The sequence below is a fragment of the Limihaloglobus sulfuriphilus genome (assembly GCF_001999965.1).
Classification (GTDB): Bacteria; Planctomycetota; Phycisphaerae; order Sedimentisphaerales; family Sedimentisphaeraceae; genus Limihaloglobus; species Limihaloglobus sulfuriphilus.
Genome location: NZ_CP019646.1, coordinates 1,785,278 through 1,799,853, shown reverse-complemented (window position 1 = coordinate 1,799,853; position 14,576 = coordinate 1,785,278). Strand labels below are relative to the sequence as shown.

Sequence of the window (14,576 nt, the reverse complement as noted above, 5' to 3'; positions counted from 1 at the left end):
AAGGTTATATTTATCTTTTAAGATGGTAGTTGTAAATGCGAAAAAAGTATGTGATTTGCACAGCAGAGGTATAGTTTGCTGTTGTTAATGATGGTCTAATGTGGGTCATCAGCATTTATAAACTTAAGACTGGAGATTTAAAAATGGGAAAAGTTACAAGAAAAAGTCTTTTTGCCTTAGCTGTTATTGTTTGTGCAGGTACAGCGGTCAATGCGGCCGTTACAGCTCAATGGCTGTTGGATGAAGGCGGCAGCGGCGGCGGTGATACTGCTTACGACAGTGCAGGTTACGGTAACAATATGGTAATTGAGACGGGTTCTACTGCCGGTCAATGGCTGTATGAAAATTCTCAATATGGAACAGGTTTCTCTTTTAACGGAACCCAACGATTTGAAGCGGTCAGGTCTGCAGGCGGTTTTCCGTTCGATTTTTCTGGTGACTTCTCTATTTCTGCTGATATTCATACGTCTTCCGGGGGAATTATTTTTGCAACATCTGCAGCAGACAGCTGGGCATATAATGGTAAACGTTTTGAAATCCTTGGCGGGAAAGTTTACTTTCAGAGCTATGGCAGAGGTGCTCTGAGCGGAACAACTAATATTCAGGGAGCCTTGCACAATGTTATGGTAACCTATGACAGCAGTGAGAGCCTTTTAAGCCTCTACGTGGACGGCGAACTTGATGCTTCAGGAACATTAACATTGTATAGTGATTCATACAATGCATATCTTGGGGGGCTCGAATCTGACGGTGAACTTCTGGCTCCATTATCCGGAATATTAAGCAATGTGCAGATATCCGATGTCGTTTTGCCGGAACCGGCCACCGTAATTCTGTTCGGTTTTGGCGCTCTTTCTCTTTTCAAAAAACGCAAATGATGCTGTGGCCGAAACCGCAGTTAAATAACTTTCCTGAGATTAAAGTGGATTCGAAGGAAAGCAAATTTTTATAATTTTTTATTGGAGATTTAAAAATGAAAAAGAAAAGAAGCTTTGTGTTAGTTGTAATGTTACTGTCCGCGGTTTGCGCACATGCAGCCGTTACAGCTCAATGGCTGTTGGATGAAGGCGGCAGCGGCGGCGGTGATACTGCTTACGACAGTTCAGGTTACGGTAACAATATGGTAATTGAGACGGGTTCTACTGCCGGTCAATGGCTGTATGAGCATTCTCAGTATGGAACAGGTTTCTCTTTTAACGGAACCCAACGATTTGAAGCAGTAAGGCCTGCGGGCGGTTTTCCGTTCGATTTTTCTGGAGATTTTTCCATTTCTGCTGATATTCATACTTCTTCCGGGGGGATAATATTCGCTACAACCGAAGCCGATAGCTGGGCATATCATGGTAAACGTTTTGAGGTTTCTGGCGGGAAATTGCTTTTCCAGAGCCACAGCAGGGGCGTTTTGGCTGGAACCATTAATGTACAGGGCGCATTGCATAATGTGGTGGCATCTTATGACAGTAGTGAGAGCCTGTTAAGCCTGTACGTTGACGGCGAACTTGACGCTTCAACAACAATTACTTTGGATAATGACTCGTATGATGCATATCTTGGCGGATTTGTGTCCGGTGGTACTCTTAATGCTGGATTTTTTGGTATTATGAGCAATGTAAAGGTAACCGATACAGTTATTCCAGAGCCGGCAACTATGCTGCTGCTTGGTCTTGGCTCGCTTGGGCTGCTTAGAAGAAAAGCATGATTTTCGATTAATTAACTGCTTATTAAAGCCGGCAGCTGCTTTCATGGTTGATGCTGTCGGCTTTTTTTGTATATGTTCACAATGATTTTACAATATGAATAATAAAAAAGACTTAAAAGGTACTAAAGTGTCCACGGGTCACATCATATCGCATACACACTGGGACAGAGAGTGGCGCACGCCGGAGTGGAACTCCCGATGGCGGCTGAAGATAATGATGGAGAAGCTGCTTGGTAAACTTGAAGCTAACCCTGAATTCCGCTTTCTCTTTGACGGGCAGGTAGTAAGTATCCACGATTATCTGGAAATCTGCCCCGAACGAAGGCCGCAGGTAGAAAAGTTTATCAGCAGCAATCAGCTCCAGATCGGGCCGTGGTACAATCTTCCTGATCTCTATCCTCTCTGCGGCGAAGCAATCGTCCGTAATCTGCTTACCGGCATACGAGAAGCCCAGAAGTTAGGCAGCTGTCTCAAGATAGGCTACACTACCTTTGGATGGGGCCAGACCGCCCAGTTTCCTCAGATTTATAAAGGCTTTGGGATAAACCAGGTGGTCTGCGCCAAGAACGTCAGCAAAAAGAGAGCTCCAAACAGTGAATTTATGTGGGAATCACCGGACGGCACACAGGTCTTTACAACCCGGCTCGGTGCAGATAAAAGAGCTAACTTCTTTTTCGCGGCGGTAATGCCGGCTATTTACGGCTATAAATATAACGATGATAACACCTGCGTTCGATGGGGCAGAGACGGGTGGTTCTTTCACAGCGCTGATTCTTATGTCGATTCAGAAATAACCTATATTCCTGACAATACTTATCATCCGGAAGTCCTGGCCGAATCAATAGAAGACGCATGGCAGACGACAGCCGAGTCACTTGTTCCAGATGATGTTTTTATGGGCAACGGCTGTGATTCCACCGCACCCAGTGATGTTGTGGATATGATAGTTGAAGCCGCGAATAAAGAGTTCAGGGATAAAAAACTAATTTACAGCGATCTGAAAACATACTTCTCACGGATCGAAAAGGCTATACAAGACAATAACATTGACCTTAAGACTGTTTACGGGGAGCTTCGCGACGGCCCTGTGCATAATCTCTCGGCAAACGCGCTGGCTACGCGAATGCCGCTGAAAATGCTCAACAGAGCGGCTCAAAGCAGTCTTATACGGTATGCAGAATCATTTGCTTCGCTGGCTGAGTGTTTCGGCTTAGAGTATCCGGCCCAGCTTATCGACAAGGCCTGGATGTTTTTGCTGCTCGCACAGTCCCACGATGCGATCAACGGTGTAACCCTTGATAAAACTGCACAGGATACAATCTACAAGCTCAATCAGATAATCGAAATCAGCCAGGTTGTAACCGATATGACCGCCCGTGAGCTGCTCAGGCGGGTTGACCTTTCCAGCTACGCCGGGGAAGATATACTTCTGGCGGTGTTTAATCCTGTTCCAAGAAAGCTTGAGCAGATACTTGAGGTTTCGATTGATGTTGCTCAGGAAAACAGATGCAGACGGTTAAGAGCCTATGATTCTGATGGGAGTGAAATGACTGTTCAAGCCGTTTCCCATTCATTCCATCAGGCTCCGGTGTGTGTAGAGAATTCAAGGGCACTGCCTTTTTATTCTGACAGGCATAAAATGTATCTTAAAACCGGTGATATTCCTGCCTGCGGCTTTAAAATAATAAAATTGGGTCCTGATGAAGGCTATGATCCAAAAACAAAATTCTGGAACGGGGTTTATGAGCAGCCGGGGCAGACTACAAAGCCCTTATGCATGGAAAACCGGTACCTCAGGGTTGAGATAAACCCGGATGGTACATATAATATAGCAAGCAAGGTGACCGGCCAGATTTACAATGGTCTGGGCTTCTATGAGGACGGCGGCGATGTTGGCGATTACTGGCAGAGGGCAGAGCCGGCTTATAATAAAATATTCTATTCAAAGACATCAGCGGCTTCGATTTACCTTAAAGAAGACGGGCCGCTGGCAACAACTTATGTTGCAGATATCGTTATGAGACTGCCGGCAAGGGCAGTTAAAAACGACAAGTATGGCCAATCAAGATCATCCGATATGGTAGATATTAAGATATCGACCGAAATGACTCTTAAAGCGGACAGCCCTTATCTCGAAGTCAGGGTTAATGTGGATAATACCGCTATGGATCACAGGCTCAGGGTTGCACTGCCAACCTGTATAGATACCGAAAAATCCGCGGCTATGGGACATTTTAACGTTGATTCCAGGCCGATAGCCAGGGATTACGGCAGTAACGGGCTTCGTGACGGTCAGATGGGCACACTGCCTATGCAGAATTTTGTTGACTTATCAGATGGAGAACACGGCCTGGCGGTGCTGAATAAAGACCTGATCGAATATGAAGTAACCCAGGACAGCAGCAGAACAGTCTATCTTACACTTCTTCGCTGCATGGATGTCAATATATGTACGGAAGGCAGGTGCGGCACTGTAGAGACAGGTGCCAAAGGGCCGCAGTGTCTCGGAGGGCATACGTTTAATTATGCGGTATATCCTCATAAGGGTGATTGGCTTGAGTCGGACGTGTACGGCCAGGCTGAGAAGTATAATTATCCGCCCAGAGCTTACCAGATATCAAAGCATGACAACAGCGAATTGCCGGAGAGCCTGAGCCTGTTTGAAATCAGTGAACCGGCTATACAGGTATCGGGCATAAAAAAATCACAGGACACCGGCGGCCTCACAGTACGTCTTTATAACCCGTCTGAGAGCTCACTGAAGTCCGATCTTACTTTTGCCCGTAAAATAAATGAGGCGTGGCTGACCGATTTAAATGAAACGCGGCTCAGCGCCCTTGAAGCTGATTCTGACGGCAAAACTATTTCGTTAGACTTTGGTACTGCAAAGATAGTAACGGTTCAGGTTATATTTGAATAAAGAGGTAAAAAAATGATAAGACTGTTTATGAGTATTTTTTTATTATCCGCAATGGCAGCAGCGCAAAATTATGATAAAACCAAAGTCCCGCAAGGCAACTGGTATGGTGATGATACTTATTTCGGCTACGAGTATGATATGCACGCCAACGCCAATGACAAAGATTTCGGCTCTGCAATAAGTGTAGAATATCTTGTGGAACTTTTCAAGATGGCAGGCTGCGACCTGCTGCAGACAGATACAAAGGGCCATGAAGGGCTGGTAAGCTGGTACAGCAAAACTCCGGCTGCTTCAATCGCTCCCGGGATATCAAAAGAAATGGTTGATGTCTGGGTAAAGGCGGGTAACGAGCTGGGTATCCCCTGCCAGGCGCATTATTCGGGCATATTTGACATGGCCGCCGGCGAGAAGTTTCCGGACTGGAATGCCGTCAATGCCGACGGAGAGCCTGTTAATGGCAAGATGTGCCCCATAAGCCCCTATGCTGATCAACTGCTTATACCACAGGCCAAAGAGCTGATAAGCCGATATGGTGTCTCGGCCATCTGGGTTGATGGAGAAATATGGGCTGTTGTGCCGTGTTACTGCGATAAATGTTCGTCTGAGTATAAAAAACGGTATGACTCGGCCCCGCCCAGAGCTAAAGAAGATGAGAGCTGGGCAGACTGGATTGAATTCACACGTGATAGTTTTCAGGAATATGTGACTCACTATGCCGACGAGATCCACAGCTTCAGTCCCGATACAAGGGTCTGTTCAAACTGGCTGCATTCGTTCAGGAATCCGGGCTGTCCCTGGGTGCCGACTGATTATATCAGCGGCGATAACCTCGGAACACTTTCTCATCCCAACAATGCCTGCCATGCGCGTTTCATGTCAACCCGCCAGAGGCCCTGGGAGATTGTTCTGTGGGGTTTCTATTACAACAAAAACGCTCCCTGGATTATGAAACCGCTTGAAATGATGCAGCAGCAGGCATCTCAGATAATCGCCTTTGGTGGAAATATCAACATCTACAATCAGCCCAAGGGCCATAGAGACGGGCGTCTTGTCGATTGGCACATGAAGCGTATCGGCGAGCTTGGCAGGTTCATCAAGGCCCGTAAGGACGTCTGTCAACATACCCAGACAATTCCCAACGCGGTTATTCTACATTCGGAATATGATTTCTACAGCCAGAAGTCCAATAATATCTGGGAATATAAGACACAGCATCTTGAAGGTGCTCTCGCTGCTATGATTGACAATTCAATACCGACCGACATAATGGACGAATGGGCCCTGATTGACCGGATCGGGGAGTTTCCACTGGTGATCGCCCCCTCACAGGAGAATGTGAGTGAAAGGGCCGTTGAAGCTCTTAAAAAGTATGTCAGCAACGGCGGCAGACTCATAGTTACCGGCCCCGAGATGTACGATACTCTTGGCGGTGAGTTTCTCGGGGTTGAAAGCGTGGCTCTCAACAATGCCCACAGTTATCATATCCCCGCCGGCGGCGAGCGTTTGCCCCTCTCCTCACACGGGCATCAGGGCGGCGCATGGACGGAGGTTGAGATTTTCCCCTGGCGAGAGGTAAAGCCCACTACCGCTAAGGGATTTGCTCCTCTGACAACAACTCTATTTGATGAAGACAAAACCGACTACTTCGCGGCAACGATTAACAGGGTTGGCAAGGGCGCAGTAGCTTATATCCCGTGCGATGTAATGACGTACTATTATAACTGCCGCTATTCAACGCTGCGGTCGTTTGCAGCTGAAGTTGTTGCAAAACTCGATCCTGACTTTTCTTATGAGATCCAAGCACCTGCGGCAGTTGAGACTGTTCTTCGCCGCAAGGGCGATGCTCGATATGTGCACATGCTTAACCGTGCATCAGGTATGCCGGTTTTCGAAAATATCATGGGCTCGCAGCAGCCGCCTGCATCTGGTCCGGTTTCAATTAAGATCAAGCTCGACAAACGCCCTGAATCGGTAAAACTTCTCTTTGAATCTGGTAATATGCAATGGAAATACACCCCTGAAGGTGAAGGCGGCATTCTGTCGGCATTGATACCGTCAGTACACATACATTCAGTACTGGAAATAAAGCAGGGTATATAGAGCAGTTTATAGACGAATTGCCCGACGACAGGTGGAAACACGAACATGCAGGGCTGGAATCATGGTAGAATAGACAAGGTAACGAGAATTATATGGACAGAAGATCTTTTCTGAAAACATCGTTGGCGGCAGGTATTGCCGGTTCAGGTTTAATAACTTCCGCTGTATCCGGCGAGAGTAAAAACTTAGAATCTGGTTCAAAACCGAATATTATCTTCATGCTGGTTGATGATCTGGGCTGGGACGAGCCGGGCTGTTACGGCGGCAGAACGAAGATGAAGACGCCTAACATTGACAGGCTGGCAAGTCAAGGTGTGCGGTTTACCCATGCAACGGGCTGCGCGTTCTGCTCACCTGCCAGAGCAGCGTTAATGTCGGGCAGATACGGTTTCCGCACTGGAATAAATGCCAACATCTGTGACCCGGGCGGTATCGGGCGAGAGTTTAAAGACGACGAAATTCTTGTATCTCAGACAATGCAGAATATCGGCTACAAAACGGGGCTTTTCGGCAAGCTCCACCTGCACTGGAATTCTGCCCAGTTGCCTGACCTGCCGCAAAATATGGGTTTTGATTATTCGTTTCATTACGCGGGTCTGCCGTATGACAAGACTATCAATGGTAAGGAAAGACGCCTTGGTCAGGCCGGCGGCGGCATGGTTTATGACCATTACAATGTACCCTGGTATGAAAACGGGAAGTCTTACACGGATGACCGCTACGATACGGAGGTAATGACGGACAAGGCTATAGAATTTCTCAACTCTAAGAGCGATAAGCCGTTCATGATGTGGATGCCTTATTTTGCCATTCATGAGCCGTTTAAGGCTCCTAAGGAATGGGTTGATAAATATCCGGTCACAGAAGAGATGCGTGCCGATTTCGCTGAGAATGTCCGCAAAGCCCGTATCAGGGGCAAACGGCTCGGCAGGGCCGGACTTGCCAACTGGAATCCGCCTATAGAACAGTACCGAAACAGGCTGGCAATGGGCTCATGTCTAGATGCCAATATAGGAAGACTGCTCGAAGTTCTTGATAAAAAAGGGCTTGCCGAAAATACTGTGGTTATCCTTACCAGTGACAACGGCCCGCATCCATACGCCGGCGGCGGCAAGGGTGAGGCTTGTGATGCCGGCATCCGCGTGCCGCTTATAATCCGCTGGCCAGAGCGCATAAAGCCGGGTACAGTTTCGGATGCTCTGGTTGAAAATGTGGACATTTATCCTACAATGGTAGAGATAACGGGAGGCAAAATGCCCGATTCGCTCAAATTTGACGGAAGGAGCCTTTTGCCTGTGATCGAAGGCAAGACACCGGAAAACTGGCGTAAATACAGCTTCAACGGAATTAAAGGCAGCCTGGCTCTTATGGACAAAGACTGGTTCTATACCGCCTGGGCCCAAAGAGATGATGATGAGAGAATATGGAGCAGAGTTACTCCTCCGGATTCAGTTCAGGAGCCTGTTCCTATGGATCTTGTGCCCCAGGATGTGCTCAAAAGGTTCAGGGCCGAAATGGCAGGATATCGAGCCCAGTGGCAAAGCTGCATGAGCCAACACCGCAAAGAGCTCCAGCAAAGGCGCCAGGAGAATAAAGACTTCTATGGTGATAGATATAAAGAGATTCATGGAGTCAGACGATAGTATGTTTTCAGGAAGTTTTAATAATAATCAAATTTTTAAGGTATTGTAAGTTATGAGAGATATTAAATACGGCATTCTATTTATTGTGATATGCGGAATCTTAAACGCCGCGGCCTTAGAGTATTTTATTTCGCCCGAAGGCAGCGATGAAAACCCCGGCACCATTGAGAGCCCGCCGGCAAGTCTTGACGGAGCACGTCTTGCCGTGCGAGAGGCAATTAGACAGGGAGCACAGGGAGAGATAGTGGTCTGGATCGCTCAGGGCAGGTATGAGATAGAGTCGCCGGTTGTATTTACCTGTCATGACAGCGGTTCTGAAAATCTTAAGATTACCTACAAGGCTCAAAGCGGCGACAAACCCGTCATCAGCGGCGGTAAGATTCTCAGCGGCACCTGGCAAAGGAAACAGGGTAACATATGGTCGCTTGATCTGCCGATAGTGCGCGAGCAGCAGTGGTGGTTTCGCCAGCTTTTCAAAGACGGTGTCCGTCAGGTTCGCTCCCGCTATCCCAATGACGGAGACTGGCTTACAGTAGATAAAACTTCAGCTGCCGGCGAATTCGGTGATCCTCTAAGGGTGACTATTGAAGAAAAGCTGCCCTTTGATAATCTTGCCAGAAAAGAAGCGGAAGCGGTAATGTTTAATCTGTGGTCTATATCAAGAGCAAGAATATCAGCGTCAAAAGAAAAACTGATTCAAACTCAAACTCCGCTTGGCTGGATTGGCCACGGGGCTACTTCGATACAGCCGGGCAGAAAATTGTATCTAGAACACGCATACGAATTTATTGACCAGCCGGGTGAATGGTACCTTGATCGGGACGAATTCGTTTTGTACTACATGGCCCGTGACGGTGAAGACCCCAACGATGCCCAGTGGATCGCGCCGTATGCAAAACAGCTTCTGCGGCTTATGGGCAGAAATGATGAGCCCCTGTGCAACATCAAATTTGAAGGGCTGGCATTTGAACATGCCGCGTGGCAGATGCCTCTTTCCGGTTATGCAGGCATACAGGCCGGCTACTACGGTTCCAAATACGTCTCGCAGGCAACATATTCACCTCTGATGGCTATACTGTGTGAATACACTCAAGGCTGTACATTTGATAATGTCGGCTTATCTCATACCGGTACAAGCGGCATGGGCCTCGGGGCGGGCTGCAAAGACACATTGATCAACTCGTGCACACTTAAGGATATCGGCGGCACTGGAATTCTCGTAGGCTGGCGGAGAATCGCCAACGAACCGCCGCGGAGATGGTTTGAAAACGGCTGGGCGGATTCGCTCGATGTTCCGAAAAATAATAGGATTACCAACAATGATCTGTCGGACTGCGGCCGGATTCACCTCTCCAGTACAGCCGTAATGACGGCGTTTACGGAAGATACGCTTATCGCCCATAACGAAATACGAGATATGCCTCATATCGGGATAACGGTCGGTTTTATATGGGACGATCACCCCTCAACCCAGAAACGCACTATAGTTGAATACAATCATATCCACCACTGCATGAAACGTCTCATTGACGGAGCGGCGATATACACTCTGGGTTATCAGCCGGGGACAATAGTCCGCAATAACTATATACACGACATACTCAACGGACACGGCCTCTACACCGATGAGGGCAGCGCGCATATACTTTTTGAAAATAACGTCTGTTACCGTACCGGGCTCAGGGGTTTCAACCAGAATTACGGGCATCACAATATAGTCCGCAACAACATGTTCATATATCCGTGTCTAAGCGCTCAGGGGCAGACATGGGGCGAGTTTGAAGATGCCAACTTTATGCTCTATGAGAATTTCCTGAAACCTTCAGTCGTACGGCGAAATCGAGGTGATTTCGATGTTGATGGTTCATTTGTTATTGAGCAAAATATCTTTTTGTTTAATCAGGGAGAATATTTCACTACCAACTTTGGTAAAGGCACAGACACCTTTACTATTGACAGTAATGTCATCTGGGACACTCGAGGCGGTATTGAGGCAGACGATGTAACAATGTTTGAAGGCGGCAATCTGGCGGCATGGAGACAAAGAGGCCACGACCGTAATTCGATCATCGCAGATCCCGGTTTTACAGACCTGGAAGCTGGAGATTTCAGCCTGACCAAAGATTCTCCCGCGTTTAAATTAGGATTTAAGTCCATTGATATAACTAAAGCCGGTCCTGTGAATTGATAATAAACTCTTGAAAATGATACATACTGATTTAAATCGCCGCAATTTCCTGAAAAGTTTCGCCGGCGCAATCGCGGCAGCGGGTTTATCGGGTTGTCTAAGCTCAAATAATCCGGCAAAGATAAATTGCAGTAAAAATGGGTCTGTACGGCCAAATTTTGTCATATTTCTCTCTGATGACCACGGTTATGCTGATTTGTCCTGTCTGGGTACAGAAGGCCTGTCAACTCCGAATCTCGATGCGCTGGCCTCATCGGGGCAGCGAATGACAAACTGGTATTGCAACTCTCCTATATGCGCTCCTTCAAGAGCAGCTTTGATGTCGGGCAGGTATCCGATATACGCGGGTATGAACGTAAATGTCAAGACTGCCAGGCACAATACCGGCCTGCCTTTGCAGACTCCCACCCTCGCTGAGGCGCTTAAAAAGCTGAATTACCAGACCAGCATATTCGGCAAATGGCATCTTGGTGCAAACGAAGCCTACTGGCCGATAAGCCGCGGTTTCGACCATTGGTTCGGTATGAAGGGCGGCTGTGTTGACTTCTATTCTCACATTCTTTATTATGAAGAGCCGGCGGGGCTGCCTCCGATACATGATCTTTATGAAAACGGCGATGAGGTGTGGGAAAACGGCCGCTACCTGACTGAGCTGATCACAGAAAGGGCAGTGGGCTACTTTAATGATTTAGCGAAAAAATCACCGGATAAGCCCTTCTTTTCATACATAGCATATACGGATCCGCATTATCCAATGCACGCTCCCGGGAAGTATGTTGATATGTTTTCACATCTTCCCCCGCAGCGCCGCATAATGGCTGCAAAGATAAAGGCTCTGGACGAGAGCGTTGGTACAATCATGCAAACGCTAAAAGCCAACGGTCAGCTTGAAAATACGGTGATTTTCTTTATGGGCGACAACGGCCCGTCAAGAGAGATACACTGCTGGCTTGATGAGACAGTCACGCCGTATGAAGGTGGCAAAACAGGGGGCTTTCGAGGTCATAAAATGAGTCTGTTTGAAGGCGGCCTGCGAGTTCCTGCTATTATCAGCTGGCCCGGACAGATACCAGAGGGTATTGTGTGCAATGAGACAGGCTCGTCTATTGACATTTTTCCGACCTTTGTCAAACTGGCAGGCGGAGACTTATCAGAGTATGAATTAGATGGCAGAGATTTTATGCCAACCTGGATAGAAGGGCGCAAAAGCCCGCATCAAACCCTGTTCTGGGAGTTCAGGGGGCAGGTTGCTGTTAGAGAGGGGCATTTCAAGCTGGTTCTTAACGGCGTGGATGTTGACGGCGTTTCAGAGGATGATAAAATTCACCTGGCTGATCTCAGCTCCGCTGATCTTGATAATGTTAATGTTAAAGATAAGTACCCCGAACAAGCCCGCCGCCTTAAAAATCTCGCACAGAGCTGGTACGCAGAAGCGAAAAACTATTATGATATAAACTGGGAAAAGATAAATCAGGACCAGCGAAGTTTCCCTCCGTATTACAAAAAATAATTCTTGTACATAGACGAATTTAACTCTTTAATAAATTTTAATTTAAGTGGTAAACCATGAGAAATAAAATACTTTCATTACTATTGTTCTTTTACTTCGTAACAATCTCTCACGCCGCGTTAGAGTACTATGTATCACCGGATGGCGGCGACACAAACCCGGGCACATTTGGTAAACCGTTTGCCACAATACAAAAGGCCAGAGATACAATCCGCAGCCTTGAAAATAAGCCCGAAGAAATTATTGTATATCTAAGAGCAGGGACATACAGGGTTTCTGATACGATTGTTTTTTCTGTTGAAGACTCTGCTTCTTCCGGCGGCAGGATATCTTATCAGGCTTATAAGACAGAAGTTCCTGTGATTACCTCAAAAAAGTTAATAACCCAATGGCAGAAAGCGGATTTATCTGACCAGAACCTGCAATCTCCTGCAAAGGGGAAAGTCTGGGTTGCCCAAATCGACAAGGGTGTGGACTTTAAATCGCTTTATTCGGGCGGCGTGATGCTGCCGCGTGCCAGAAGCGCAGGTTTTAGTCCTGTGCGAAGTAAAAAGGGCAGTTCTGATGTGAAAAGCCTTACAGTTCCCGAGGATTTTGATCTTCGAAGGTGGAGTAATTATAAAGAAGTAGAAGTCCTTATCCGGCCTACGTTTGCATGGTCAATGAACATCCTGCCGGTCGATGATATCGATATTGCTTCGCGGCAGGTAACAACGAAAGTTGGAGGAACCTATCCGCTTGAGCCTCAGCCGCAATGGTCCATTGATGCCCACGGCATAAGTTATACCTGCTGGTTTGAGAATGCCCTGGAATTTCTCGATGAGCCCGGCGAGTGGGTTTTGGACAGTGATGCGGGCAAACTGTATCTATGGCCTTTAGACGGCGAAAAACCAGATGGTATCGAATTCCCGCAATGTGTCGAAATCGTCAGGGTTGAGGGGACTTCAAGAGAAGCTAAGCCAACAGATCAAGTTGTTACGGGACTTGAATTCAAGGGGATAACCTTTACCGGAAATGACCGTTATACATGGAAAGATGCCGAGCCCTCATTTCAGCATGACTGGTCTGCCGTGGACCAGGCCAACGCAATGCTTCGGCTTAGATGTGCCGGTGATTGTGTCATAGAAGACTGTGAGTTTATCAACGGTGCTACTGCCGGCGTGCGTGTTGACCTTCACGCTCAGGGCAATCGTATAGAAGGCAACCGGTTTAGCTATCTTGGTGAGCATGGGATTGCCCTGTGCGGATACGGCCCCGGCACAAAGGATGTAAGCCGCGGCAACAAAGTCCTTAACAACAGAATTGATCACATAGGCCGGATTTACTGGTATGCCTTTGGTATCTATATAGCTCAGAGCGGGGAAAATCTCATTGCCAACAACCTTATCCATAATGTACCCTTTGTAGGCATAACGCTCAGCGGCTGCCGCGATTTTAACTATCAGAGGCCCAGGAATGGGGAGGGGTACCGCTCTGTCAGGTGGCAGGATATAAGCGATCAAAACCGCAAGATGCTTCAGGAAGCATACGGCCGTCACAAGGAAATGACAGATTTCTTTCTATCCTATCTCCACGCAAGAGATAATGTGATACAAGACAATGAAATATTCGCTGCCGTTGAGACCATGGGTGACGGCAATGCCATTTACCTCTCTGGTGCCGGCACGGGCAACCTGATTAAACGAAATTACGTACACCACATACTCAGTGAAGGAATCCAGACAGCTCTTCGGCCCGATGACCTCCAGGAACAGACAACTTTTACCGAGAATATCGTTTATAAATGCACCTATGGCGCGGTTGAACACAAGCATAACAACGACTACATAAACAACGTTTTTGCCTGCATATATCCAACAAATATACACGGCAGAGAGTGGAATAACTGGGCATATGTACTCTTCGGCAGAGGCCCCAACACCGGTTCAAGGCTTCAGCGGAATATCTTTTATGATACGAGCGAAGATCCGAGATTTTATTTTTGCAGGGGCAATTCGCCCATGGATGACTCTATTGTTGATAACAATATTTACTGGTGCACAGATAATCCAGCCTCAGCCGTCAAACAGCTCAAAGAGCTTCAGGAAGCGGGACACGACAGGCACAGTGTTTCAGCGGATCCGATGTTTGTTGATATAGATAATGGTAATTTCATGTTTAAGCCCGCCTCTCCAGCATTTGAGCTTGGAATCAGGCCGATAGATACTCCAAATATTGGCCTCCAGTCGCCGTGGAAGGAGAGGCTGGTCGGCCGGAAAATAATAAATACCCGCATATTTCCTTCATCCAGATATATCCGGCCTCAGCAGTCATTTAAAGTTTCCATCAGGTGTGATGATTCTGATGCAGTAATCAGATATACCACTGACGGCAGTGAGCCGTCTGAATCATCACAGCAATATTTCTCGCCGCTGAAATTTGAAGACCCCGTTTATATTCGTGCCAGGGCTTTCAAAGCCGGTGCGGTGGATTTATACGGTGCGGCGGAGTTTTACGCTCTAAAAGGAGGCCATTAA

The 14,576-nt window shown here is 47.4% G+C and carries 8 protein-coding genes; all 8 read left to right on the top strand.

Features of this window, described 5'->3' with window-relative positions:
* The first annotated feature begins 143 nt into the window (after window positions 1-143).
* The 8 genes from SMSP2_RS06850 (at window position 144) to SMSP2_RS06815 (ending at window position 14,576) form a co-directional block, all read left to right on the top strand.
* Window positions 144-878 carry a LamG-like jellyroll fold domain-containing protein gene (locus tag SMSP2_RS06850; protein ID WP_186804907.1) on the top strand — a complete coding sequence of 245 codons (735 nt, stop codon included), beginning with the start codon at window positions 144-146 and terminating at the stop codon, window positions 876-878.
* 95 nt (window positions 879-973) lie between these two features.
* Window positions 974-1,699, top strand: coding sequence for a PEP-CTERM sorting domain-containing protein (locus tag SMSP2_RS06845; protein WP_146684831.1), 726 nt, complete (start codon window positions 974-976; stop codon window positions 1,697-1,699).
* A gap of 94 nt (window positions 1,700-1,793) precedes the next feature.
* On the top strand, window positions 1,794-4,619 hold the full coding sequence (locus SMSP2_RS06840; protein WP_146683243.1) for an alpha-mannosidase: 2,826 nt from the start codon (window positions 1,794-1,796) through the stop codon (window positions 4,617-4,619).
* Between the two features lie 12 nt (window positions 4,620-4,631).
* The gene (locus tag SMSP2_RS06835) at window positions 4,632-6,719 is read left to right on the top strand and encodes an alpha-amylase family protein (protein ID WP_146683242.1); all 2,088 of its coding nucleotides are present in this window, start codon (window positions 4,632-4,634) and stop codon (window positions 6,717-6,719) included.
* A gap of 92 nt (window positions 6,720-6,811) precedes the next feature.
* Window positions 6,812-8,362, top strand: a complete 1,551-nt coding sequence (locus tag SMSP2_RS06830) for a sulfatase family protein (RefSeq protein WP_146683241.1) — start codon at window positions 6,812-6,814, stop codon at window positions 8,360-8,362.
* A gap of 52 nt (window positions 8,363-8,414) precedes the next feature.
* Entirely contained in the window at window positions 8,415-10,550 is a 2,136-nt protein-coding gene (locus tag SMSP2_RS06825; RefSeq protein ID WP_146683240.1) for a right-handed parallel beta-helix repeat-containing protein, read from the top strand.
* Between the two features lie 16 nt (window positions 10,551-10,566).
* A complete protein-coding gene (locus SMSP2_RS06820; RefSeq protein WP_146683239.1) occupies window positions 10,567-12,060 on the top strand; it encodes a sulfatase-like hydrolase/transferase in 1,494 nt (497 codons plus the stop codon).
* Window positions 12,061-12,116: 56 nt separating this feature from the next.
* Entirely contained in the window at window positions 12,117-14,576 is a 2,460-nt protein-coding gene (locus tag SMSP2_RS06815) for a right-handed parallel beta-helix repeat-containing protein (protein WP_146683238.1), read from the top strand.

Coding starts and splice junctions, on each gene's coding strand:
- SMSP2_RS06850 (WP_186804907.1), top strand. CDS start 144: ATGGGAAAAGTTACAAGAAAAAGTCTTTTTGCCTTAGCTGTTATTGTT.
- SMSP2_RS06845 (WP_146684831.1), top strand. CDS start 974: ATGAAAAAGAAAAGAAGCTTTGTGTTAGTTGTAATGTTACTGTCCGCG.
- SMSP2_RS06840 (WP_146683243.1), top strand. CDS start 1,794: ATGAATAATAAAAAAGACTTAAAAGGTACTAAAGTGTCCACGGGTCAC.
- SMSP2_RS06835 (WP_146683242.1), top strand. CDS start 4,632: ATGATAAGACTGTTTATGAGTATTTTTTTATTATCCGCAATGGCAGCA.
- SMSP2_RS06830 (WP_146683241.1), top strand. CDS start 6,812: ATGGACAGAAGATCTTTTCTGAAAACATCGTTGGCGGCAGGTATTGCC.
- SMSP2_RS06825 (WP_146683240.1), top strand. CDS start 8,415: ATGAGAGATATTAAATACGGCATTCTATTTATTGTGATATGCGGAATC.
- SMSP2_RS06820 (WP_146683239.1), top strand. CDS start 10,567: ATGATACATACTGATTTAAATCGCCGCAATTTCCTGAAAAGTTTCGCC.
- SMSP2_RS06815 (WP_146683238.1), top strand. CDS start 12,117: ATGAGAAATAAAATACTTTCATTACTATTGTTCTTTTACTTCGTAACA.